Source organism: Exiguobacterium sp. UBA7533 (genome assembly GCF_002479335.1).
GTDB lineage: Bacteria > Bacillota > Bacilli > Exiguobacteriales > Exiguobacteriaceae > Exiguobacterium_A.
On the sequence record NZ_DLMP01000003.1, the window covers coordinates 159,369 to 184,043 of the forward strand.

Consider the following 24,675-nt stretch of genomic DNA (forward strand, 5'->3'; position numbering starts at 1 on the left):
CTTCATCATTCTTACGTAATTAAAAGGAGGAATGCATCATGTTCAAAAAAATTCTCTCACAAATCGGAATCGGTGCTGCAACGGTCGACACACGGTTGACGGATGATCGCTGTGAACCAGGCGGTCAAATCCACGGTGTCGTCCATATCAAAGGTGGAAACGTCGATCAAGAAATTGACCGGATTTATCTTGAATTCAACACGCAGTACAAACAAGAAGTCAATGATAGTACGACGTTTACGACCTTTACGCTCGACCGGTTTGCCTTAAATGAAGCGAAGTTCACGATCGAAGCGGGTGTCGAGCGGGAAATTCCATTCACATTACGTGTGCCACTAAATACGCCACTCTCCGTCAGCCAATCGAAATCATGGATCGAGACCGGACTTGACATCGCACAATCCGTTGATCCGTCGGACCGTGACGCTGTCATCGTCGAAGCAAACCGTTACCAAACGACGGTCTTAGATGCCATGGAGTCACTTGGCTTCCGGTTAAAGAAAGCCGATACAGAAAAATTACCTGGACGATTCCGTAAAGATTTACCGATTGCTCAGGAACTTGAATACTCAGCACGCAATACACACTACGCTCATAAACTGGATGAGATCGAAATCATCATGCTCCAAGACAGCTCAGGGATTGATTTAATCGTCCAAGTCGATCGTCGTGCGCATAGTCTCGGATCATTGTTCAGTGAAATGGCTGGAGCGGATGAGTCGATGATCAAACTACGCCTATCCAATAGTGAACTGCAGGATCAGTCATTTGTCGAACGCCAGCTGACAAACATCGTGGAGCGCTATAGCTGATCGATCGAATGACTAAAAAGTGATTCCTCTTCAAGGGGAGTCATTTTTTTGTTCAAATCGGAATGCACAAAAACATTATTAAAACTTATTTGCTAATGTAATCGTTTTCAAATAAAATATTGTTTTAAAACAAGCACCTTGCTATACTGTCCGTATTGAAAAGAATTCCAGTCGTGGTTTGACTAGAGGAGGATGTACATCATGAAAAGGATCGGGCAATTCACGTTAACAGCAGGACTCGCAGCAGTACTCGTTTCAAGTAGTTTGCCTGTCATGGCAGAGGCAGGATCTTCAGCAGATCGGATCAGTCAAAAAATCGACACGATGACGCTCGAACAAAAAATTGGACAGATGATCATGCCGGACTTCCGGCAGTGGAATGGCAGTAACCATACGTCGCTTGCTCCGGAAGTCGCGAACATCATCGACCGCTATGATTTAGGTGGCGTCATTTTGTTTGCTGAGAACGTTAGTGAAACCGAACAGACGACAAAACTCGTTCATGATCTGCAAGAAGTCGTCAAACAAGATGACAGCAACGATATTCCGCTCTTTGTCACGATCGACCAAGAAGGTGGCATCGTCACTCGGCTCGGAACAGGAACGAACTTACCCGGCAATATGGCGATAGGTGCGACCCGTAGTAGCGCGTATGCCAATGATGCCGGTCATATCATCGGTTCTGAACTGCATGCGCTTGGCATCAATGTCAACTTCGGTCCGGTTCTTGACGTCAACAGTAACCCTGGAAATCCCGTCATCGGTGTTCGCTCGTTCTCAAGTGACCCGGAGCTCGTCGGAACGCTCGGTTCCGCTTTGATGAAGGATATTCAAACTGAAGGCGTCGCAGCGACCGCGAAACACTTCCCGGGTCACGGCGATACCGCGACCGATTCCCATTATGGCTTGCCGGTTGTCGACCGGTCCCTGGAGGAGCTGGAACAAGTCGAGCTCGTCCCGTTCAAGCGAGCCATCGCCGAAGACATCGATATGATCATGACAGGACACATCGGAATGCCGCAAATCGAGTCTGAAGTCGTCACGTCAAAAAACGGCACTTTCCCTTTACCTGCGACATTGTCGGATGACGTCATCACGGGCGTACTGCGCGAAAAACTCGGCTACGATGGCATCGTCATCACGGATGCTTTGAATATGCAGGCGATCGCCGACAATTTTACGGAATCAGAAGCCGTTCTGAAAACATTTGACGCCGGTGTCGACATCGCGCTCATGCCGACGATTCTTCGTTCCGAGCAGGATGTCAAAAAACTCGACCAGATTTTTAAGGACGTGATTGCGGCAGTCAAAGACGGACGTCTGTCAGAGGAACGGATTGATCAATCGGTCGAGCGGATCCTGACGCTGAAGGCAGAACGCGGAATATGGAATGGCACGACGGATACGACATCCTTAGCAGATAAACTCGCGCAAGCGAACCAAATCGTCGGTAGTCCCGAACATAAAGCAAAAGAACGCGCGATGACGGAAGCCGCGGTCACACTCGTGAAAAATGATCAGCGGACGTTACCCTTCAAGCCGAAAAAGAATGCAAACGTTCTTGTGATCGCCCCTGCGACGGATCAAACGGACAGCATGAAAAAGACGATTGCTTCCCTGCCTAAGAACCGGAACTGGCACGTAACGACAGCGAATTACTCGGCTACTACGCTACCGCTCGACCAAAACCCGACACTACGGGCACAACTCGATGCAGCAGATTACATCATCGTCGGTTCAAACGTCAATACGAGTGCCAAACTACTGCCTACTGCACCAGAACAAGCGATTCCGGCTTCAATCTTCCGGTATGCGAAACAAACAGATATACCATCCGTCTTGCTTAGCCTCCGCAATCCATACGATGTCGCCGTTCAACCGGACGCACCGGCACACGTCCTCGTCTATGGTTTTAAAGGGGATCCGAACGGACCGGACTCCGAAGCAGGCAATCTGAAATCAGCGGGACCGAACCTCCCTGCCGGTATCCGAGCGATTTTCGGAACGTTTAAGCCCCAAGGCACTCTACCTGTTGATGTACCAGTCTTTCAGAACGGTATCTTTACCGATCAACTGCATCTCGAATTTGGTGACGGCTTTAAAAATTGGAAAAAATGAGAACATGATACACAAAAGACCGAGACTCCTTTAAAGGATGCCTCGGTCTTTTAATGATTGATACGGATATTCCGCTTCTTCTTTCGCACGATCGTAGACGCGGTATAACCAATAGGTCAGTAATGCATAGACGACAATGACAAGAACAGCAGAAATGTAGCTCCCCATGCTATATGCTACCTTGAAGTTTCGAGTCGTAGCGGATATACCGGACAACACGATTAACGTTGGAATGATATATCCAATAAATCTTACTTTGACTTTACCCAGCATTCGTTGCACGGCATACGCGGCGCTGATCGCGAGTACGATCACGATGATTTCCATTTCTACCCCTACTTCCGCTAAATGTTATACCTAATTCTACCATTCAACTCTTTAGGAAGATACCGTCCGTGCTGGAATCGTCTCGTAAATCGACGTAAACGTTTCTTCCGTCCATCCCATATGCCAAAACAGCAACTCATAATAACAGCTCGTCACGAAATGCCGTTTCATCCGCTCTCGTTCAGTCGGGCTTGCTTGTTCCGCCAACGCATCAAGCCGTGCAATCTGTTCAAAGACGACCTTTTCGAACCATTCCGAACTATATGTGTCGATCCATTGCTGATAGATTTTTTCATACGGTGTACACGTCAATAATTGTTGTCCAACTTCATAATACAACCAGTAACATGGCAAGATGGCAGCAATCGTCTCACCAAGCGTCCCTTCACTCGCATGATGCATGTGTGAGACGTAAGCATATGCCGTTGGTGCCGGTTCAAATGCTTCAAGGTCTGCTTCCGTGATACCGAGCGGCTCGAAAAATGATTGATGCAAGCTCAGTTCTGCCCCATATGTCGAAGTCGCGTGCTCGGCAAGTGTCGCGATCGTCGCAAAGTCATCTGCTTTTGACGCTGCCTTCGCTTGAATCTTCGCAAAGTGTTTTAAGTAATACGCATCCTGCATGACATAATGTCGAAATTTCGAGAGCGGTAACGTTCCCTCGCCGATTCCTTGAACGAATGGGTGCGTAAAACTACTGTCCCAATACGCTTGTGCTGCTTGTTTGATTTCTTGTGTGAATGTCATGATCTCATCCTCCTCGTTTTTATGAAACGAAAAAACACCACCCCGAAACACACGGGCATGGCGCAAGAAGAACAAGACTTGACGCCACTTCCCTCCGTAAGTACGAACTTAATCAGGTTCAAAGGGTCCGAACGTCTTCGTTCGTCTCAGTCGGCCTACCGACTCCCCTAGTGGTCATTATTCGATTCAAATCCACTATAGCATGCTGAAAACGGAAGTCAAGTTGTCCTCTTTTCGCTATACTATAGAGTGTCAGAAGGCGGATATCGTCTCCATCTACAGACCGATTCCGAACTTCTTTCGTTCTCGTACACTAATTTTAGTACCTGATACTATAATTCATTCTGTTACTTACAATTGGAGGATTTCATTATGCATACACCAACAAAAATCATGGCGTCAGCCGTTATCGCTTCTGCTTTATTACTTCCGACAGCCGCATCCGCCGAGCAGGTCGTCGATAAAACGATCGTCACTCTCGGTGAGTCACTCGGCGCAAAAGATAAGGCTTGGGTGCTTTCACGTCTCAATGCACCGGAAGGTATCACACCGATCATCGCAACCTCTGCAGACGAAGAAAAATACCTCGGGAAAAACATCCCCCAGTCACAAAAGGGCGGCAACATGTATTCGTCGGCTAAAATCGAACTGACGGAAAAAGGTGACGGACTTTCCGTTGCGACGGAAAACATCACGTGGGTGACGAAGGATATGTATTTGAACGCTCTCGTCACAGCGGGTGTCAAAGATGCCGACATCACGATTACTTCCCCTTACAAGGTGACCGGGACATCCGCCTTGACAGGAATCATGAAAGCCTATGATCAAACTTCGGCTGAGACCGGAATCAAGCTGAGTGACGAACGGAAAGATTTAGCACAGCAAGAATTATCGGTCACATCAGACGTCGGGAAGACAGTCGGGACAGATAAAGTCGCTGATTTGATGAATGAGATCAAGGCCAAAATCGCGAATCAAAAACCGGAAACAAAAGTCGAGATCGAAAACCTGATCGTCCAAGTCATTCAAAACAACAACATCCAACTGTCTGATGCACAGATGGATCGGTTGACGAATCTATTCAATCAAATGGAGCAAGCGAACATCAACTGGGGGCAAATCGAGAGTGGACTGAAAAATGCTGGTCAAGACATCCATGCGTTTGCAACGTCCGAGGAGACGAAAGGATTCTTCGCTAAATTATTTGATGGTCTGAGTGACTTCTTCAGCTCGATTGCTGGTGTGTTCAAATAATTCAGACTTCCGCAATTAACAAGATAATGGTAAACTGGTTGTATCTGAAACGAAAGGTGGTGTGAAATGATGGACTTTGCTGCGTGCAAACATTGGTTAATGGAACAATTGTATCTGTTGCGCGCGATTTTTCATGGAATGGCGTTCTAAGGCACCCGTCTGCCCTTTTTAGAACTTCATGATTGAAAAATACAGCAAAGCGCATCTTTCACACACTAGGGAGAGTGCTATTTGCGCTCTCCTTTTTTTAATGCGCGCGAAAGGATCAACTCATTATGATGATTTGCGACATTCAACATCTGACAAAACAATTCGGAGGCGAAACGATCTTAACGGACGTTTCCCTCTTCTTAAACGAAAACGATCGTGTCGGTCTGATTGGACGAAACGGGAGTGGTAAAACGACATTACTCCGCTTACTTGCTCGCCTTGACCAACCGGACGGTGGCGTCATCTATCAAAAGAACGGTTTGACGATTGGCTACTTGGAACAACTTCCCACTTATGCCGAGACAATGACCGGACTCGACGTCCTTTGGACGGCGTTTGAAGAGATCCTCGCAATCCGTTCTCGGATGCAACAGTTGGAGCTTATGATGGCGACAGCGCCAGATGATCTGGATGCACTACTCGTTCGATATGCGGAAGCGACAAATGCATTCGAACAAAAAGATGGCTATCTACTCGACTCGAAGATCGAGCGCATGGTGAACGGATTACATTTACGTCCGTTACTCACTCGCCCTTTCCATCAGTTGAGCGGCGGTGAGCAAACGAAGATTTGCCTCGGTCGCATGTTGCTGATGGAACCACACCTCCTAATCCTTGATGAGCCGACGAACCATCTTGATTTAGCTGCCGTTGAATGGTTAGAACAATTCTTACGGGACTACACTGGAACTATCCTGCTCGTCTCTCACGACCGGGTCTTCTTAGACGCCGTCGTCACCTCGATTGTCGAGCTTGAAGATGGTGAACTGACCTCCTACCTAGGGAACTACAGTGCGTTCGTAGTCGAACGAGAACGTCGCTTGATGGAACAGTTCCACGCCTATCAGGAACAACAGAAAAAAATCAAGAAGATGAAGGAAGCGATTCGTCGACTACGGCAGTGGGCAAACGAAGCATCTCCACCGAGTGAGAAATTATTCCGTAAAGCAAAATCGATGGAGCGGGCACTCGAGCGAATCGAACGGATCAAACGACCGCAACTCGAAGCCAAAACCGCTGATGTCTCTTTTTCTTCTACCGATCATACGAGTCAAGTCGTCTTTCGCGCTGAAGAGCTCTCTTTCGCTTACGATTCCCGTCGCATTTTCGATGTTGTCTCGTTCGAAATCATGGCTCAAGATCGGGTTGCAATCGTCGGAACGAATGGGAGCGGGAAATCGACGTTGCTCGCACTGTTGCTTGATGAATTGTCACCAGACGCAGGCACGCTCACGCGTGGACCATCGAACCGGATCGGTTACTTGTCCCAGCATGCCCATTTCGAGGAGGATGCTCGCTTAATCGACTGGTTTAGAGACCGCATTGCCGTTCCAGAAGCGGAAGCCCGCCATATTCTTGCCCGGTTCCTGTTTTTTGGACCGACTGTCTTTCGGTCTATTTTGTCACTAAGCGGAGGAGAACGTGTTCGATTGCAGCTTGCCGTACTCGTTCATTCGTCGATCAACGTTTTGATTCTCGATGAGCCGACGAATCATCTAGATATTGAATCAAGAGAGACGCTTGAAGAAGCACTCGAGAATTTTTCTGGTACATTGATCGCCGTCTCACACGACCGCTATTTCTTGAATCGTCTTTTTTCAAAAATCATTTGGCTTGACCATCAAATTACTTCGTATACTGGAAACTATGCTTACGCAGTGGAGAAACGACATGCCAGTCATGACACACCACCTCAGATAAATCATGAGAAGAAATCGAAAATTTCAAAGCGTTCGAAAGCACCTGCGAAAGAACAGTCCATTGAACAGCAAATAGAAGAGCTGGAACTTCAAGTCGTACATCTTGATGCCGTTCTTTCTCATGTATCCGCGGAAGAAGAATGGATGACGGTCGAGATGGAAAAAGAAGCATTGTTACGAAAAATTGAAGGTTTGTATGAACGTTTAATTTTAGAAACTTGAACTAAAATGATTAGTCCTTCTTTGACTCGGGAAAATAGGAACAGATACGTCAAAGGAGGAATTCATCTTGTCTCAAGCTATGTTGATCATCAACCCGTCTTCTGGTAAAGAACTCGGAAAAAAACACGCGACGCTCGCTGAAGAGACGCTTGCTACTCGCTTTCAAACCGTCGACGTTCGATTCACGGAAAAAGAACACGATGCAACGGAATTCGCACGTCATGCCGCCCAGTCTAATTACGACGCCGTCATCGCCATGGGTGGTGATGGAACGGTCAATGAAGTCATTACTGGAATTGCCGAGCAACCACATCGTCCAACACTTGGGATCGTACCGCTTGGGACGGTCAATGATTTATCACGCGCGTTACACATCCCGACGGACCCCGAAGAGGCGATTCAGATATTAGCTGATGCCCCTGCCCGCCCGCTTGATATCGGTAAATATGATGATCATTACTTCATGAACGTCATTGCGGTTGGTCTGATTGCGGAAGCCGTCGAAGAAGTGAGCATCGAACAGAAAACGTCACTTGGATCGGTCGCTTATTTCATTGAAGGTCTGAAAGCCTTTAAGGATCATAGTCCTTATCCAATCGAAATCAACTCTGCCGAAAAACAATTTGATGGAGAAGCCCACTTGTTAATCATCGCCTTGACGAATTCCGTTGGTGGATTCGAATCGTTTGCGGAAGAAGCAAAAGTCGACGATGGATTACTCCATGGATTCATCATTACGAAGCTCGGATTCTTTGATGCGCTTCAAGCATTACCTAAACTCATCACGGGTGGGTTATCAAAAGCGGATCAAATCGAACACTTCACGACGACACGTGTCGAGATTCGTTCGAAAGAAGAGTTACCAATCAATGCCGATGGTGATACGGCAGGTCATGTTCCTGTGACTGTCGAGGTACTCCCTCAACATCTCACTGTATATTCACCATTCTCTGCTGACTAACGTTATACGAGTAAAAAAAGAAATCGACGATTTGTCGGTTTCTTTTTTACTTTAAAATCCATTACAATATATGTTAACAAAGCGTAATTTTGAAATATATTTGAAATATTTTTGTGTTATTGACGATGCTATAATCATCTCAGGCGAAAAATCATTCTTTAAAATAAATAAATATACATAAAATCTTACAATTTTGTAATGATCAGTTCTGGCGCTTCAGATTTTTAAGGAGGAAATATACTTAATGAAACGTTTGCTTACAACAATGACAATGACAGCTTTGGTAGTTTCAGGTTTTGCTACAACGAGTGCTTCGAAAGTTGAGGCCGCAACGACATATAAAGTAAAAGTCATGGCAGACGGACTACGCGTCCGGACAGGTCCATCAACGGCTTATAAAATCGTCGGTAGCGTCAATACAGGACAGACATTCAATTATCTCGGTGTTTCTGGTTCATGGACAAAAATTTCATACGGCGGCGCATCACGCTACGTTTCTTCTACATATGTTAAAAAGTACAGTACGACGACTTCAACAAAAGCAACGACTGGTTTTTCGCGTCCAGCAAGCGGTCCGATCACACAAGGATACGGTGCGGCAAGCGGTGTTTATGGTTACACGTTCCACAATGGTATTGATATCGGTGCTCCGACGGGTACACCCATCTATGCTTCAGCTGCTGGAAAGGTCATCACGTCTCGTTACTACGGTGCATACGGTAATCATGTCATGATGACGCATACGGTTAACGGCATCCAGTACACGACAGTTTACGCACATATGAACAGCCGTGCTGTTTCTGTTGGACAAACGATTGCTAAAGGAACAAAAATCGGGACAGTCGGCGCGACAGGAAATGCCTTTGGTGCTCACTTGCATTTTGAAATGCACCGCGGCTCTTACGTCTACAGTGGAACGTCTGCAGCAAACAGCGTTAATCCACTCAATTACTTCAACTGAATCAGATTCGCCGGACTTCTCATCTTGAGAAGTCCGTTTTTTTGTTTCAGATGAAATCTTCTGACAGGAGTGGTACGGTATATTCATGGCTCTCATGCATATAGGAGGCGAATCATATGAAACGAACCATTCCCTTGATTCTATCGGCATCTTTCGGCGTGACTCTGCTTGCCGGTTGCCAAGATCAACCGACACCTGAAGAACGTCTTGATGCCTATATCAAACTTTGGGAGAAACAGGACTACGATAAAATGTATACGTACGCGAGTACAGCTACTAAAAAAGAATACGGTAAAAAAGAATTCATCGAGCGAACGAAACAATTGTCGAAATCACTTGATATTCAAAAGTTATCCGTCGAACGAAAGAAAGCGGAGGAAGCAACGGATGACGAAAAAGCGTCCCTTCCCGTGCGGATTTCCTTTGATACGGTTGCAGGAACCGTTGCCTACGATAAACAAGTTCCACTGACATTTGAGAAACAAGGTGAGACCGAAAACTGGTTCATCGACTGGGATACTTCTTTTGTCCTAAAGGATTTTAAAAAGGATGACAAAGTCCAGCTACAAACCGTTGAAGGCAAACGTGGTGATTTACTCGATTCGAATGAGAAACCGCTCGCAACCTCTGGAAAAGGATTTGCTGTCGGCGCGACAGCCGGACAATTAAAAGACATCGAGAAAGTTGCCGAATTGCTCGACCGCCCGACCTCTTCAGTCGAAGATTCCTTAAAGGCAAGTTGGGTCAAAGATGGACAGTTCGTTCCGCTCAAAACGATGACCGACGAAGCAATGGTTGAAAAATTGCGTGACATTCCTGGAATCAGTGTCCAAGAAACGGAAGTCCGAACGTATCCACTTGGTAAAGCAACCTCTCATTTGATTGGATATATCGGTTCAGCGACAGCAGACGAGATTAAACAATCAAAAAATCAAATCCAAGCTGGCGAGCAAGTCGGGAAACGTGGACTTGAACAAGTACTCGATGAGCGCTTACGTGGTAAAGCCGGTGCGACAATCACTTTACAGAAAAAAGACGGCTCAAACGTTACTGTTGCCGAAACGAAACCGACGGATGGCGAAGATATTGCGTTGACAATTGATGCCACTCTTCAAAAAAAGACTTATGAAACGATGCAGGATGATCCCGGAACAGCATCAGCGATTGATCCGCGGACCGGCGAGACCCGTGTCTTACTCAGCTCTCCTGGCTTTGATCCTTCTGAATTCATGTCAGGAATCTCACAAGCACGACTCGATGAACTGACGCAGGACCCGGACCAGCCATTATTGAACCGATTCACAAGTGCCTTCGCACCCGGTTCGACTCAAAAACCATTGACGGCTGCTGTCGGATTAAAGAGCGAAACGCTCGACCCGGAAAAAGCCTACACAATCAATGGGCTGAAAAATAAGATCGATGGTTTTAACGTCACCCGCATTCATGAGACACCGGCCCCGGTCAATCTGCATAATGCGCTCGTCTATTCCGACAACATCTATTTCGCCCGTTCGACACTCGAACAAGTCGGAACGAAAGCATTTACGTCTGGTCTTGAAGCGCTCGGATACGGTGAAAAGCTACCGTTCACGTATCCATTACGTGCCTCACAGATCTCAAACGACGGCACGATTTCTTCTGATGGACAGCTGATGGACACGTCTTACGGACAAGGTCAGATGTTGACGAATATTCTACACTTAGCATCGATGTATGAAATTTTCCTGACGGATGGAACAATCTATCGTCCGACACTCTTACAAGAGGAAAAAACGAAGCAAGTCTTTAAGAAGGATTTACTCGACGCAGACGACGCGAAGATGATCCGCGATGATTTGTATGATGTCGTTCATAACGGTTATACGCTTCCGGCTGATATCAAAGAAGTCGATGTTGCCGGTAAGACAGGTACGGCAGAATTGAAAAAGGCAGGCGAAACCGACGGCAAAGAGAATGGCTTCTTCGTTGGATACGACAACGACAAAAAAGATCTTCTCGTTGCCATCATGATCGAGTCAGTCGAAAAAGAAAATCGTGGCAGTCCGTACGTGTCGGGACTTGTCGCCGAAGTACTCAAACAAAATCGATGATCGGAGTGATCGCTTCTTGATGATCCGCACTAGCTGTACTTCAGACCTCCCTGCCCTGCTTACACTGACGGCAGAGACATTCGCGCATCACAAGCAGTTGTCGCCTCACTTTCACCCAGATGTAACGACACCATACACGCTAGAGTCTTTAAGTCAGATGATAGAAGCAGAACAACACCTCTGTCTGACAGTGCTCGATGGAGAAACACTCATTGGTTACTTGTTTGGTAAGTGGACGGCACCGGCACCCGACCGGTTTACGCCTGTCCGAATCTTGAACATCACTGACGTCGGTGTCACCTTTTCCCATCGTTCATCAGGAATCGGTCGCCAGTTGATACAGGTGGCAGAAGAACTCGCACTCGAGCAAAAGGTGGATGCTGTTCGCTTGAATGTCTGGACCGTCAACGACCGGGCCGCAACGTTTTATGAAGAACTCGGATTCGAACCGCTGTATACGAACTTGCAGAAGTCACTCGTTCAAAAGTGACATCTATACGAAAAAGAGCGGATGATCGTATGATCATCTGCTCTTTTTCATTAATGTGACGGCGTTGCCGCAAGCCGTGCTGCCATCAACTGTTGAATCGTTTCTCGATCGTTTTGATGGAGTAAGTCGACGATCTTACTGCCGACGATGACACCCGCGACTGGTCGACTCAACTGTTTGACGTGTTCCGGTGTACTGATTCCGAACCCGGCAAGTACCGGTACCGGGCTATGGGCTGCGACATTTGCTAAATGTTCTTCAAGCGCCGTATCAAACGTCGTCTGTCCGCCAGTCGTCCCATTGACCGTAACGGCATAAAGGAACCCTTCGCTTTTATCGGCAATCTTTTGAATCCGTTCCATTGGACTCGTCAAGGAGACGAGTTGAACGAGCGCGATATCCGACTTGTCCTCTCGTTCGAAGAACTGTTCACTCTGTTCAAGTGGTAAATCAGGAATAATCAATCCGTCAACCCCGACTTCGCGACATGTCGCTAGAAATGCTGCTAATCCATAACGGAAAATCGGGTTTAAGTACGTCATCAAGACGATTGGAACATCGACGGTCTGACGGGCAACGCGAACCGCCTCAAGAACATCCTTCAGTCCGACGTTCGCTTCTAGCGCCCGGAGTCCCGCTTCTTGAATGACTGGACCGTCAGCAACGGGATCCGAAAACGGAACGCCGACTTCAATCGCTGTCGCTCCGGATTCAGCGAGAAACGCTAAGATTTCCGGAAGGCGATCAATCCCTCCATCTCCCCCCATGACGTACGGGATGAAGGCTTTTTCGCCCTTACTTGTAACGTTACGAATCGCTGTTTCTAATCGCATCATTCTTCCCCCTTTAGTGCGTTTCTGACAGTAACGACATCTTTGTCGCCACGTCCTGATAAGCAGATAACGAGAATCTCTTCCTTGTCCATCTCTGCAGCGAGTTGAGTCGCGTAGGCAATGGCGTGTGCCGACTCAAGTGCCGGGATGATTCCCTCCTTGCGGCTTAACAGCTGAAGTGCTTCGAGTGCTTGTTCATCGGTCACCGCTTCATACTGAACACGACCGATATCTTTTAGCAAGCTATGCTCCGGTCCGACACCCGGGTAATCGAGTCCAGCTGAGATCGAGTGCGCTTCTTGTACTTGACCATGGGCATCCTGTAAGAGATACATCATCGAACCGTGCAAGACACCGACCTCTCCTTTTGTCATCGTCGCTGCGTGTTTTTCTGTGTCGATTCCGCTGCCCGCTGCTTCAATGCCATACAATTTTACATCTGTATCATCGATGAAAGGATGGAACATCCCGATCGCATTACTACCGCCGCCGACACAAGCGACGATCGCCTCTGGCAGACGCCCCTCTTTTTCGATGATTTGACGTCGTGTCTCTTTTCCGATGACCGCTTGGAAATCACGCACGAGTTGTGGGAATGGGTGTGGTCCGAGAACAGAACCCATCAAGTAATGCGTGTCTTCGACATGTTTGACCCAGTAACGGAGTGCTTCATTGACGGCATCTTTGAGTGTCCGACTGCCTTGTGTGACCGGGATGACGGTTGCTCCAAGTAACTCCATCCGGAAGACGTTCAACTCTTGACGACGGACGTCCTCTTCGCCCATGAAGATGACACACTCGAGGTCGAGCAAGGCACAGACCGTCGCTGTCGCGACACCGTGTTGTCCTGCCCCTGTCTCAGCAACGATTTTTCGTTTCCCCATCCGTTCAGCCAGTAACGCTTGACCGATCGTATTGTTGATTTTATGGGCACCGGTATGGTTCAAGTCTTCTCGTTTCAAATAGATCTTTGCGCCACCAATCGTTTGCGTCAAATGTTCGGCAAAGTAAAGTGGTGTTTCACGTCCGACGTATTCTTTCAGCAATTCGTCCATTCGCGCTTGAAATGCTGGATCTTCTTTTACGGTTTCGTATGCTTCTTCAAGTTCGATCACTGCATGCATCAATGTTTCCGGGATGTAGCGTCCTCCGTATTTACCGTATTGCCCGAGTGTGTCCGGTAGTGCGTAGCTCATGCTTATCTCTCCTTTACGGCATCAGCGAATGCCTGCATTTTGATGGGATCTTTCCGTCCGTCCGTCTCGATGCCACTTGAGACATCAACGGCGAACGGGCGATATCGTTTGATTGCTTCTCCGACGTTTCCTGCTGTCAAGCCACCGGCAATGAATAGTGGACGTTCTGCTTGAATGTCTCGTGACCAGTCGAATGTCTCGCCACTTCCAGCAACCGGTGCGTCGACGAGTAAATACTCCGTCTGTTGCTCTACTTCTGCGATGTCCGTCACGGGAATCGCTTGAATGATCGGAACCGGTAGCTTGCCGTCCGGAATCGTCCCATGAATTTGGATGAGGTCCAGTTCGACTTGCTCGACGGCGTCGGTCACCTGCTGGTAAGTCGGGGAGACGAAGACCCCGACGACCTGGACCGTACTTGGAATGTCGCGTCTAAGACGCGCTGCTTCTTCTAGCGTGACCTGTCGTTTACTTTTAGCAAAGATAAAGCCGATGTAGTCCGCTAAGCGAACTGCCGCTTCGACATGTTCGCTTTCCCGGAGACCACAGAACTTAATCCGTGTCATACGCGAACGCCACTCACTTCTCGGATGAAGACTTGTGGATCGTCTGCCCGCATCAATGTCTCACCGACGAGGATCCCGTCTGCACCTGCAGCATGTAACAACTGTGCTTCCTCGACCGTCTTGATGCCACTCTCACTGATGTACCGGACGTCTGGTTGTTTCTGTTCGAGTAATCCGACCGATGTCTGTAAATCAACTTCGAACTTTTTCAAGTTCCGGTTGTTGATGCCGATGATTTGCGCACCAATCGCCTCTGCCCGGCGTAATTCCTCTTCGTCATGGACTTCGACTAAGACCTCAAGCCCTTCCGCGTAAGCATACGCATACAAGTCAGCAAGCGTCTCCTGCTCGAGAGCGGCGACGATTAAGAGAATCAACCGTGCTCCATGTGCTTTTGCCCGGTCGATCTGAACCCGGTCGATCATGAAATCCTTACAGAGGACGGGGATGTCGACCGCTGCAGCGACTGCCGCTAAATCGTCCATCGATCCTTTGAAGTACGTCTCGTCCGTCAAGACAGAGATGACGGTCGCCCCACTCGCTTCATATTGTTTTGCCTGAGTGACGACATCGACGTCGAGTGCGATGGCACCTTTTGATGGCGACGCTCGTTTGATTTCCGCGATGACGGATAAATCCGCTCCCGCTAGTCGTTGCTTAATCGACGGCTTCAATGCCTCTCGATCAATTCGTTCGACCCCGTTTAATTTTAATTGCAGGACTTCTGCTCGTTTCGTTTCGATGATGCGATCTAAGATATTCATCCGATTGCTTCCTCCCGTGTCATTTGTCGTAATTGGTTCAATCGTTCCATCGCTCGTCCTGAATCGATGCTATCTGCTGCTAAAGCAATCCCTTCCTCAATCGTCTTCGCTCGATTTGCTGCAAAGAGTGCAATTCCGGCATTGAGTAGGACCGTGTCGCGATAAGCACCATGCTCGCCACCAAGGACTTGCAGTAAAATCGTCGCATTCTCTTGTGCACTACCTCCACGGATCGCTTCAAGCGGTGCGGTCTTCAGTCCGACTTCCTCCGGGTGAAGACTGAAGCGGATCAGCTCACCTTCGTCAAGTAAGACGAGTTGGTTCGTTCCGGCAAGGGATGCTTCATCCATTCCATTCGCACCATGCAAGACGATTGCCCGCTTCCGACCGAGTCGATGCAATGTCAACGCCATCGTCTCGAGCATATCCTCCCGGTAAATTCCTAATAGTTGTGTCTTGAGTGGGACCGGATTCGTCAACGGACCGATCAAGTTAAAGATCGTTGGAATCCGCAGATCGCGTCGAACCTTCATGATTTGCTTGACGCGTGGGTGCATCCGTTGCGCAAACAAGAAGGCGATTCCGTTCGACTCGAGCTGTTCTGCTAAACGTTCTGGTGTCGCATCAAGTGACACCCCGAGTGCTTCGAGCACATCAGCGCTGCCCGTTTTACTCGAGACACTCCGATTTCCGTGCTTCGCGACTTTCATACCGGCACCGGCTAGGACGAAGGCGGCTGTCGTACTGATGTTGAACGATTGTGAGCCGTCGCCTCCCGTGCCGCAGTTATCCATGAAATCGCCGGTGACCGGAATGTCGAGGGCGACCTCGCGCATGATTGAAGCGAGACCAGCTAATTCTTCTGCAGTCTCCCCTTTTGCTTTCAAGGCGACGAGAAAAGCAGCAATTTCGCTATCGGTCACGTCTTCTGCAAACAGTTCGCGTGCTGCCTGTTGCATCTCTTCATATCGTAAATGTTTTGCTTCTGCTAATTTCAATAACGTCTCTTTCATCGTTCGTCACTCCTTCGTCAATTCAATGAATCGTTTAATCATCTGCTGTCCTTGTGGTGTTCCGACGGATTCAGGATGGAACTGGATTCCGAAAGTCGGATGCGTCCGGTGCTCGAGTGCCATAATCGTCCGGTCATCCGTTTCTGCTGTGATGACGAGCTCCGTCGGTAAGTCGTTTCGAGCGACGATCAGCGAATGATAGCGCATGACCTCTAACGTTCCTGTCATTTCGTCGAAGAGTTGTCCCGATTGTCGGATCATCGATGTCTTCCCGTGCATGATGACCGGTGCTTCAACGATGCGTCCTCCGAATGCTTCGCCGATTGCCTGATGTCCGAGGCAGACACCGAGAATTGGTACTTGACCCGATAATTGACGAATGAGATCGATGCAGATGCCAGCATCAGCCGGGCGACCGGGACCGGGTGAGAGGATGATACCGTCCGGTTTCATCTCGCGGAGCTCTTCGATGCTAACCGCATCGTTTCGAATGACGTGGACGGCCGTATAAACCGATGCGTATTGATATAGGTTATAGGTAAAGGAATCATAGTTATCAATCAGGACGATCATTTCCAAACCTCCAGTAGTGATTTCGCTTTGTGTAACGTCTCCTGGTACTCAAGTCGTGGAATCGAGTCGTAGACGATGCCAGCTCCTGCTTGAACAGAAGCGACACCATCCTTGATCACCATCGTCCGGATCGCGAGAGCAAAATCCATATTCCCCCGAATGTCGAAATAGCCAACAGCTCCAGCGTATACTTCTCGTTTGACCTGTTCGTACTGGTCAATCAACTGCATCGCTCGAATTTTCGGAGCTCCTGTGACCGTCCCAGCCGGTAGACAAGAGACAAGTGCGTCTGCTCCAGTCTTCCCGTCTGCTAACGTCCCTTCAACGACCGAGACGAGGTGCATGACGTTCTTGAATCGTTCGATTTGCATGAAGCGTGTCACTTCGACGGTACCAATCTGACAAATCCGTCCTAAGTCGTTGCGTCCAAGATCGACGAGCATCCGGTGCTCGGCCCGTTCCTTTTCATCGTGAAGCAACTCTTCTGCTAGCCGTTCATCTTCCTCTGTCGTCTTCCCCCGGCGACGTGTGCCGGCAATCGGATTCGTCGTCACTCGATTCCCTTTGACTTGGACCAAACTTTCCGGGGAGGCCCCAAGTACGATTGCTTCGCCTAAGTCGATATAAAAGAGATAGGGACTCGGATTATTCTTACGGAGTTTTCGGTAAAATTGGAACGGGTCACCCGTAAACGTCGCATCGAGTCGTTGCGAAAAAACCAGTTGGAAGACGTCGCCTTGCCGAATATGTCTCTTCGCTTGTTCGACGAGTCCTTCAAACGTCTCTTGATCCATCAACGGTTCATAAACGACATCCCGGAGTGGACGCTCGATGTCTGTTCGCTCTCGCGATTGTTCGAGTTGCGCTTTCCGATCTACTAGACGTTGACGTAATTCATCACGATCGGTGATGCCACCAAGTGACGTTTGAATTAAATGAACACGATGTTCGAGATGATCAAACAGGATGATTTGGTCGTAGACGGCGAGTAGCGCGTCCGGTAGTTGGCGCGTTCGTTCCGGAATCGCTCCGAGTGTCTCATACGCCCGCATCATATCGTAACCGACATATCCGATCCCGCCTGCTAAAAACGGAAGATCTTCTTCGACGCCCTCCCGGAGGATCAACTGTTGCATCAGTCGTACTGGATCACCTGTTTCTTGTGTCAATCGACCTGTCTTCAACTGTTCCCGTGTCACGGTTCGTCCTTCTGCGCGGATCATTTCCACCGGATCGACACCGATGATCGAATACCGTCCATGATCCGTATGGGCGGAGCTTTCAAGTAAACATTTCTGTGTTCCACTCAGTTGTTGGAAAATCATGATCGGCGTCATCTCGTCGCCGTTTAGTTCAAGTTGTTCAATGATAAGTGTGTCTGTCTGAACCATCTCTGTTCGCCTCCTGGAATAAAAAAAGTCCTCCACACAGCATATGCTGCATGGAGGACGATGATCTCGCGGTGCCACCTCTCGATTGGAACGGTTCGACCGTTCCCACTCTGTCTGATGCGTCTAAATAAGAGACATCATAGCCTACGATAACGGGGGCATCCGTCGTGACCTACTTCTTCGTTCAGCCACGCTCTCATGAGACCATTCACGAAACCTCGCCGTACGGAAGTCGCACCATTCTTCCGCTCTCTGAAACGCCGATGTTGCCTCGCTACTTAACTCACTCTACGATTTATTCGATTCAATTGTATACGAAAAGGGTCTTCTCGCCCATTCATGTAGAACATGAAGGACGGGAAGACCCGCGGTACCACCTTCGTTGACGATGCTGACATCGTCCCCTTTGAAACGAACCGGACCATTGTCCTGATTCGTCGACCCCAATAACGGGAGGAACCCGTCAGAGCCTACTACCCATTGAAAGGATTCGGTCTGAAGCTCGGAAGGCCATTCGCTTGTTACCCGATACTGATTCACACCACCCATCAGCTCTCTTAAATCGTTTCACAAGTTACTTCTCTTCGTCTTTGCTATCGTGTGTTGAATTGTTTCTTATATTACGATGCTTCTACTTCCCTGTCAACTGGAAAATCTCAGTATAAGGAAAGTTGGTTTGGATCGATGGATTCGAGCGCTTGTTTGACAGTTTGTAGGAACTGTCCGGCGACGAGTCCGTCGAGCACCCGGTGATCGATCGACATACAGAGGTTGACCATGTCGCGTGCTGCGAACATGCCGTTCACCCAAACTGGACGTTTGACGATTGATTCAACGGATAGAATCGCCGCCTGCGGGAAGTTAAGGATCGGTGCTGATTGGATTGAACCGAATGAGCCCGTATTGTTGACCGTAAACGTCCCGCCCTGCATCTCTGCAGACGACAACGTGCCGGCTTGTGCCCGTTTCCCGAAGTCATCAATCGCGCGTGCGATCCCCTTGATGCTTAGTTCATCCGCATTCTTGACGACTGGTACGAACAGAGCGTCCTGCGTTGCAACAGCAAGTGATAGATTGATCGCTTTCTTTTGAATGATCTTATCTCCCGCCCATGTCGAGTTCATGATTGGATGTTTCTTCAATCCTTCGACCGTCGCCTTCATGAAGAATGGTAAGAACGTCAATTTGACCCCTTCTTGTTTGAAGAACGCATCTTTATGACGATTACGTGCTTCGACCAAGTTCGTGACATCGACTTCGATCATCAACCAGGCATGTGGCGCTTCGTGTTTCGCACGTACCATGTTCGAAGCGATTGCTTGACGCACACCGGCAGTCGGAATCTCGATGTCGCCCGTTTCCGTCGCTTGTGGTGCACTGACCGGACGTTTTGGTGCGGATGGTGCTTCTGTTGGAGGCGCTACCAGAGCCGTTTTCGCTTCCGGTTTTGGTTCAGTTGTTTGTGGTGTAGGAATAGCACCGGACTCAATCAGTTTCAACAAATCTTTCCGAGTAATCCGCCCGCCGGCTCCTGTACCCGTCACTTGTTCGAGATCGATGCCATGCTCACCCGATAGTTTCAAGACTGCTGGTGAATAGCGCTTTTTCATCGAAGTATCAGCCGTCGTTGTCTCTTCGACAGCCGGGACTTCTTGTTCAGTCGCAGCAACTTCCGTTGATCCCCCGTTGACTTGCATCGTGACGATTGCGTCACCGACTTGCAACGTATCGCCTTCTTCTGCAAGAAGTTTTTCGATCACACCATCAAACGAAGACGGGACTTCTGCCGTTACTTTATCAGTAATGACTTCTGCAATCGGATCGTATTTTTTAACAGTGTCACCTGGTTTGACCAGCCACATCGAAATCGTTCCTTCAGTAACGCTTTCCCCGAGTTGTGGCATCGTAAGTGTTTCAGTCTTCATCGGTCAGTTCCCCCTTAGTATGCGTGTAACGTCCGGATTTTATCTTCAATTTTCTCACTTGAGATGTTGAAGAACTTCTCCATCGTCGGAGCGTATGGCATCGCTGGTACGTCTGGACCACAGAGTCGTTCGATTGGTGCATCAAGATCGAACAAGGCTTCTTCTGCAATGATCGCCGATACTTCACTCATGACGCTACCTTCTTTATTATCTTCCGTGACGAGCAAGACTTTCCCCGTCTTTTTCGCTGCTTCGATGACTGCTTCGCGGTCGATTGGATAAACAGTCCGCAAGTCAAGGATGTGAACATCGATTCCGTCTTTTTCAAGGCGTGTTGCTGCCTCAAGTGCCATATGAACACATAGCCCATAAGTGATGATCGTCACGTCTTCGCCCTCACGCTTGACGTCTGCTTTACCGATTTCGACCGTATAGTCGCCTTCAGGAACATCCCCTTTTAACAGACGATAGCCCCGTTTATGCTCAAAGAACAAGACCGGATCATTCGAACGAATCGCTGCCTTTAGCAATCCTTTTGCGTCATATGGATTCGATGGGATGACAATCTTCAGACCAGGCGTCGAGTTGAACATCGCTTCGACCGACTGAGAATGATAAAGTGCCCCGTGAATACCGCCGCCGAACGGTGCGCGGATGACGATCGGACACGTCCAGTCATTGTTCGAACGGTACCGAATCTTCGCTGCTTCACTGACGATTTGGTTGACCGCTGGCATGATGAAGTCAGCGAATTGCATTTCAGCAATTGGACGCATGCCGTACATCGCAGCTCCAATTCCGACACCGGCAATCGCACTTTCAGCGAGCGGTGCATCGATGACACGTTCTTCTCCGAATTGTTCAAGCAACCCTTGTGTCGCCCGGAAAACACCACCACGGACACCGACATCTTCGCCGAGGATGAAGACGGACTCGTCGCGCTCCATCTCTTCTTTGATTGCACTATTGATCGCTTCGATTAAACTTAACGTCGTCATTTCGTTTCCTCCTCGTCGTACACGTAACGTAATGCATTTTCTGGCGCATCGTAAGCCGCTGCTTCAGCATACGCCGTTGCTTCATCGACTTCTTTCTCCATCGCTTGTTCGATTTCAGTCGCTGTTTCTTCCGTCAAGACACCCATTTCAATCAGACGCGCACGGAAGAGTTTGATTCCGTCACGTGCTTTTAAGGCATCGAGTTCTTCAGCAGAACGGTATGATTTATCGTCATCATCGGATGAGTGTGGCACGAGACGTTCGACTTCAACTTCGATTAAGGTTGGACCTTCTCCCCGTAATCCACGTTCGCGTGCTTCTTTGACGACTTTGAAGACAGCAAGTGGATCAATACCGTCCACTGTATATCCTGGCATACCATAGCCAATCGCCCGGTCAGCAACGTGTTTAGCTGACAGCTGTTTCGAAAGTGGTGTCGAAATCGCGTATTTATTGTTTTCACAGAACAAGATGACCGGGAGCTTATGAATTCCGGCGAAGTTCGCCCCTTCATGGAAGTCTCCTTGGTTTGAAGAGCCCTCTCCGAACGAGACGTAAGCAACGAGTGGTTCCTTACGCATCTTCGCAGCAAGCGCGATCCCGACAGCATGTGGGACTTGTGTCGTGACCGGACTTGAACCAGTGACGATGTTCAAGGCACGTGAACCGTAGTGTCCTGGCATTTGGCGACCACCTGAGTTCGGATCTTCTGCTTTGGCGAATGCCGATAGCATGATATCGCGTGACGTTTGACCGAAGTGCAAGACGACACCTAAATCACGGTAATACGGCAAAATGTAATCTGTTCCTTTTTCGAGTGCGAACGCTGCACCGACTTGAGCCGCTTCTTGTCCTTGACACGAGACGAGGAAGGGAATTTTACCTGCTCGGTTCAACTTCCACATCCGTTCATCGATTTTCCGCGCACGGACCATCGTTTCGAACATGTGAATCGCGTCTTGTTCCGTTAATCCGAGTTCTACCAATTCTTTGAATTCTATCTTTTCCATCCGTAATTCCTCCTTAGGCGTGAACCGCAAGTCCGTCGACTGCAAGTGCTGCTTCTCCAAATGCTTCTGATAAGGCCGGGTGCGGATGCACGAGCTGTCCAACTTCCCATGCCGTTGCATTGAGTACGAGCGCTAACCCACCTTCACTAATCAGTTCCGTTGCTTTTGGTCCGACGATGTGAACGCCGACGAGATCATCTGTCTTTGCATCCGAGACGAGCTTGATGAAGCCTGCTGCTTCTCCTTCAATCCGCGCTTTTCCTAACCCATTGAACGAGAAGCTCCCGACCTTAACGTCCATTCCGGCACGTTTCGCTTCGTCTTCCGTTAAACCGACCGATGCCGCTTCCGGTACGCTGTAGATACAACGTGGTACGAACGCATATTCAAGTGGTGTCGTCGTTCCGTTTACGATCGCCTCGACTGCTTTGACGCCTTCTGCTGACGCGACGTGCGCGAGTTGCAAGCGACCGATGACATCGCCGATTGCATAGATATGTTGATCCTTCGTCCGGAAATGGTCATCCACTTGGATGAAGCCATTTTCGACGACGATATTTGTGTTTTCGATTCCGATACCTTCGACATTCGCCATCCGACCGATGGCGACGAGCAACTTATCCGCTTCAAGCGTCGTCTGTTCTCCGTTACGGTCGATCGCGATCGATACGCCGTCTTCTGACATACGGAACGTATCACTTTGTGCAGCTGCGCCCGTATGAATCTTGACGCCCCGCTTTTTTAGTTGGCGGGCGACTTCACGACTGACTGCCGCATCTTCTGTCGGTAAAATCCGGTCGCTGAATTCAACGACCGTTACTGCGACGTCAAAATCCGTCAACATCGATGCCCATTCGACACCGATGACGCCGCCGCCGATGATGACGATTGATTTTGGCAAATCTACCATATCGAGCGCATCATCCGAACTGAGGACATACTCTGAATCAAAAGCAAGACCGTTCAGTGGACGTGGACGTGATCCTGTCGCGACGATCAATTGGCGTGGAAGAATCAACTCGCCTTCGCCTTCTTCCGGCTCGACACTGATTGTTCCGGGCATCGGTGAAAAGATACTTGGTCCAAGAATCGAACCCCGACCATGAAAGACTTCAATCTTTCCTTTTTTCATCAGGTGCTGAATGCCTGCCTCTAATCCATCTACGATCTCTTGTTTGCGTTGTTTGACCTGTTCGAATCGTAAAAACGATTCCGGTACGTCCACGCCATATGTAGTAGCGTGTTTGACCGTCTGATAGACTGCTGCTGATTTCAAAAAGGCTTTAGAGGGGATGCAGCCACGATGTAAGCATGTCCCGCCTAATTTTCCTTGTTCTACGATTGCTACCGACTTCCCGGCTTGTGCTGCACGGATCGCGGCGACATATCCACCGGGTCCTCCACCTAGGACAACGACGTCGAATTCTCTAGCCATGTTGGTTCGCCTCCATATTCCTTAACTTCCTCTTCCCCACGTAAGACACGCAACACTCCTTCTGCGAGCGCCTGCAACTCATCTTCACCAGGACTACGCACGACTTGACCAAGGTGGGCGACGCGTTCTTCGATCATACGCGTCAACCGATCACTATAAGCAAGTCCGCCTGTTAGAATGATCGCGTCGATCTGACCGAACAAGACAGCACTTTGACCAGCGATTTCTTTCGCGATCCGGTACGCCATCGCTTCATATAACAATGCCGCTTTTTCATCGCCTTCTTCAATCCGGCTCTCGATCTCAACCGCGTCAAACGTACCTAAGTGCGCAACAAGTCCGCCTGACCCAACGACCAGACGCTTCATCTCTTCAAGTTTATACTTGGTACTATAACATAGTTCTACTAGTTGACCAACAGGTAGCGATCCGCTTCGTTCTGGCGAAAACGGTCCTTCTCCATCGAGTCCATTGTTGACATCGATAACACGCCCTTCATGGTGTACGCCGACTGTAATGCCGCCACCCATGTGTGCAATGATCAGGCGCAGTTCCTCGTATGGACGTCCGATTTCCTTCGCGTACCGTTTCGCAACAGCTTTCTGATTCAAGGCATGGAAAATACTTTTTCGTTCAAGTTCAGGTAAGCCTGTAATACGCGCAATCGGTTCTAGTTCGTCAACGACGACCGGATCAACGATGAATGATGGGATGTCGAGTGTCCGAGCAATCTCATCCGCAAGGAGTCCACCGAGGTTCGATGCATGAACGCCAAAAATACCGCTGAGTAAGTCTTCTCGCATTTCTCTGTTGACCGCATACGTACCGCTGACAAGCGGTCGGAGTAACCCACCACGACCAACGACTGCAGTAAGCGCTTTCAAATCAATCTGTTCTTCAGCTAACACTTCGAGTACTACATGACGACGCATCTCCAGCTGCGCTGGAAGCGGTCCTCTGACCGCTTCCGCTGGATGGCGTAACGTCTTCATGAACACCGGGTTTGGTCCTTCGAAGATACCGATCTTCGTCGAAGTCGAACCGGGATTGATCGTCAAAATACGTTCGCTCATGGATAT

General features: G+C 48.9%; 22 protein-coding genes, 1 riboswitch and 2 other annotated features. Of the genes, 8 read left to right on the forward strand and 14 right to left on the reverse strand.

Annotated elements, in window-relative coordinates:
- The first annotated feature begins 38 nt into the window (after nt 1-38).
- Nucleotides 39-812, forward strand: coding sequence for a sporulation protein (locus tag B2U10_RS06345; protein WP_035409037.1), 774 nt, complete (start codon nt 39-41; stop codon nt 810-812).
- Between the two features lie 201 nt (nt 813-1,013).
- Nucleotides 1,014-2,930 carry a glycoside hydrolase family 3 protein gene (locus tag B2U10_RS06350; protein ID WP_290786395.1) on the forward strand — a complete coding sequence of 639 codons (1,917 nt, stop codon included), beginning with the start codon at nt 1,014-1,016 and terminating at the stop codon, nt 2,928-2,930.
- A 30-nt stretch (nt 2,931-2,960) separates the two neighbouring features.
- On the opposite strand, the gene B2U10_RS06355 is transcribed toward B2U10_RS06350, so the two are convergent.
- Both B2U10_RS06355 and tenA read right to left on the reverse strand, forming a co-directional pair.
- Nucleotides 2,961-3,257 carry a hypothetical protein gene (locus B2U10_RS06355; RefSeq protein ID WP_290786398.1) on the reverse strand — a complete coding sequence of 99 codons (297 nt, stop codon included), beginning with the start codon at nt 3,255-3,257 and terminating at the stop codon, nt 2,961-2,963.
- 51 nt (nt 3,258-3,308) lie between these two features.
- Nucleotides 3,309-4,004 carry a thiaminase II gene (gene tenA, locus B2U10_RS06360; protein ID WP_290786401.1) on the reverse strand — a complete coding sequence of 232 codons (696 nt, stop codon included), beginning with the start codon at nt 4,002-4,004 and terminating at the stop codon, nt 3,309-3,311.
- A 72-nt stretch (nt 4,005-4,076) separates the two neighbouring features.
- Nucleotides 4,077-4,183, reverse strand: a riboswitch (TPP riboswitch).
- Nucleotides 4,184-4,376: 193 nt separating this feature from the next.
- Between tenA and B2U10_RS06365 the strand changes: the two genes are divergently transcribed.
- The 6 genes from B2U10_RS06365 (at nt 4,377) to B2U10_RS06390 (ending at nt 11,892) form a co-directional block, all read left to right on the forward strand.
- A complete protein-coding gene (locus B2U10_RS06365; protein WP_290786404.1) occupies nt 4,377-5,258 on the forward strand; it encodes a DUF1002 domain-containing protein in 882 nt (293 codons plus the stop codon).
- Between the two features lie 275 nt (nt 5,259-5,533).
- The gene (gene abc-f / locus B2U10_RS06370; RefSeq protein ID WP_290786407.1) at nt 5,534-7,390 is read left to right on the forward strand and encodes a ribosomal protection-like ABC-F family protein; all 1,857 of its coding nucleotides are present in this window, start codon (nt 5,534-5,536) and stop codon (nt 7,388-7,390) included.
- A 67-nt stretch (nt 7,391-7,457) separates the two neighbouring features.
- The gene (locus B2U10_RS06375; protein ID WP_035409044.1) at nt 7,458-8,351 is read left to right on the forward strand and encodes a diacylglycerol/lipid kinase family protein; all 894 of its coding nucleotides are present in this window, start codon (nt 7,458-7,460) and stop codon (nt 8,349-8,351) included.
- Between the two features lie 244 nt (nt 8,352-8,595).
- On the forward strand, nt 8,596-9,312 hold the full coding sequence (locus tag B2U10_RS06380; RefSeq protein ID WP_035409046.1) for a peptidoglycan DD-metalloendopeptidase family protein: 717 nt from the start codon (nt 8,596-8,598) through the stop codon (nt 9,310-9,312).
- Between the two features lie 116 nt (nt 9,313-9,428).
- Nucleotides 9,429-11,402, forward strand: a complete 1,974-nt coding sequence (locus tag B2U10_RS06385; RefSeq protein WP_290786410.1) for a penicillin-binding transpeptidase domain-containing protein — start codon at nt 9,429-9,431, stop codon at nt 11,400-11,402.
- 19 nt (nt 11,403-11,421) lie between these two features.
- A complete protein-coding gene (locus tag B2U10_RS06390; protein WP_290773611.1) occupies nt 11,422-11,892 on the forward strand; it encodes a GNAT family N-acetyltransferase in 471 nt (156 codons plus the stop codon).
- Between the two features lie 50 nt (nt 11,893-11,942).
- Here the strand turns inward: B2U10_RS06390 and trpA are convergent, their stop codons facing one another.
- The 12 genes from trpA to buk form a co-directional block, all read right to left on the reverse strand.
- Nucleotides 11,943-12,725 carry a tryptophan synthase subunit alpha gene (gene trpA, locus B2U10_RS06395; protein WP_290748983.1) on the reverse strand — a complete coding sequence of 261 codons (783 nt, stop codon included), beginning with the start codon at nt 12,723-12,725 and terminating at the stop codon, nt 11,943-11,945.
- On the reverse strand, nt 12,725-13,921 hold the full coding sequence (gene trpB / locus B2U10_RS06400) for a tryptophan synthase subunit beta (protein WP_290786414.1): 1,197 nt from the start codon (nt 13,919-13,921) through the stop codon (nt 12,725-12,727). The genes trpA and trpB overlap by 1 nt, the downstream gene beginning before the upstream one ends.
- A gap of 2 nt (nt 13,922-13,923) precedes the next feature.
- The gene (locus tag B2U10_RS06405) at nt 13,924-14,487 is read right to left on the reverse strand and encodes a phosphoribosylanthranilate isomerase (protein WP_290786417.1); all 564 of its coding nucleotides are present in this window, start codon (nt 14,485-14,487) and stop codon (nt 13,924-13,926) included.
- Entirely contained in the window at nt 14,484-15,251 is a 768-nt protein-coding gene (trpC, locus tag B2U10_RS06410) for an indole-3-glycerol phosphate synthase TrpC (RefSeq protein WP_035409056.1), read from the reverse strand. The genes B2U10_RS06405 and trpC overlap by 4 nt, the downstream gene beginning before the upstream one ends.
- Complete coding sequence (gene trpD, locus B2U10_RS06415; protein ID WP_035409058.1) at nt 15,248-16,264, reverse strand: anthranilate phosphoribosyltransferase; 1,017 nt, start codon at nt 16,262-16,264, stop codon at nt 15,248-15,250. The genes trpC and trpD overlap by 4 nt, the downstream gene beginning before the upstream one ends.
- 6 nt (nt 16,265-16,270) lie before the next feature.
- Nucleotides 16,271-16,837 carry an anthranilate synthase component II gene (locus tag B2U10_RS06420; protein ID WP_035409060.1) on the reverse strand — a complete coding sequence of 189 codons (567 nt, stop codon included), beginning with the start codon at nt 16,835-16,837 and terminating at the stop codon, nt 16,271-16,273.
- Nucleotides 16,834-18,228, reverse strand: a complete 1,395-nt coding sequence (gene trpE / locus B2U10_RS06425; protein WP_290786421.1) for an anthranilate synthase component I — start codon at nt 18,226-18,228, stop codon at nt 16,834-16,836. Before trpE ends, B2U10_RS06420 begins: the two co-directional genes overlap by 4 nt.
- A 50-nt stretch (nt 18,229-18,278) precedes the next feature.
- Nucleotides 18,279-18,528: a binding site (T-box leader), on the reverse strand.
- Nucleotides 18,529-18,576: 48 nt separating this feature from the next.
- Nucleotides 18,577-18,828 (reverse strand) — a binding site (T-box leader).
- Between the two features lie 56 nt (nt 18,829-18,884).
- Entirely contained in the window at nt 18,885-20,153 is a 1,269-nt protein-coding gene (locus B2U10_RS06430; protein ID WP_290786423.1) for a dihydrolipoamide acetyltransferase family protein, read from the reverse strand.
- A gap of 14 nt (nt 20,154-20,167) precedes the next feature.
- The gene (locus tag B2U10_RS06435) at nt 20,168-21,151 is read right to left on the reverse strand and encodes an alpha-ketoacid dehydrogenase subunit beta (protein ID WP_290748965.1); all 984 of its coding nucleotides are present in this window, start codon (nt 21,149-21,151) and stop codon (nt 20,168-20,170) included.
- Complete coding sequence (locus B2U10_RS06440; protein WP_056060235.1) at nt 21,148-22,161, reverse strand: thiamine pyrophosphate-dependent dehydrogenase E1 component subunit alpha; 1,014 nt, start codon at nt 22,159-22,161, stop codon at nt 21,148-21,150. Before B2U10_RS06440 ends, B2U10_RS06435 begins: the two co-directional genes overlap by 4 nt.
- Before the next feature lie 13 nt (nt 22,162-22,174).
- On the reverse strand, nt 22,175-23,596 hold the full coding sequence (lpdA, locus tag B2U10_RS06445; RefSeq protein ID WP_290786425.1) for a dihydrolipoyl dehydrogenase: 1,422 nt from the start codon (nt 23,594-23,596) through the stop codon (nt 22,175-22,177).
- A complete protein-coding gene (gene buk / locus B2U10_RS06450; protein ID WP_035409073.1) occupies nt 23,566-24,669 on the reverse strand; it encodes a butyrate kinase in 1,104 nt (367 codons plus the stop codon). Before buk ends, lpdA begins: the two co-directional genes overlap by 31 nt.
- Nucleotides 24,670-24,675 lie beyond the last annotated feature (6 nt).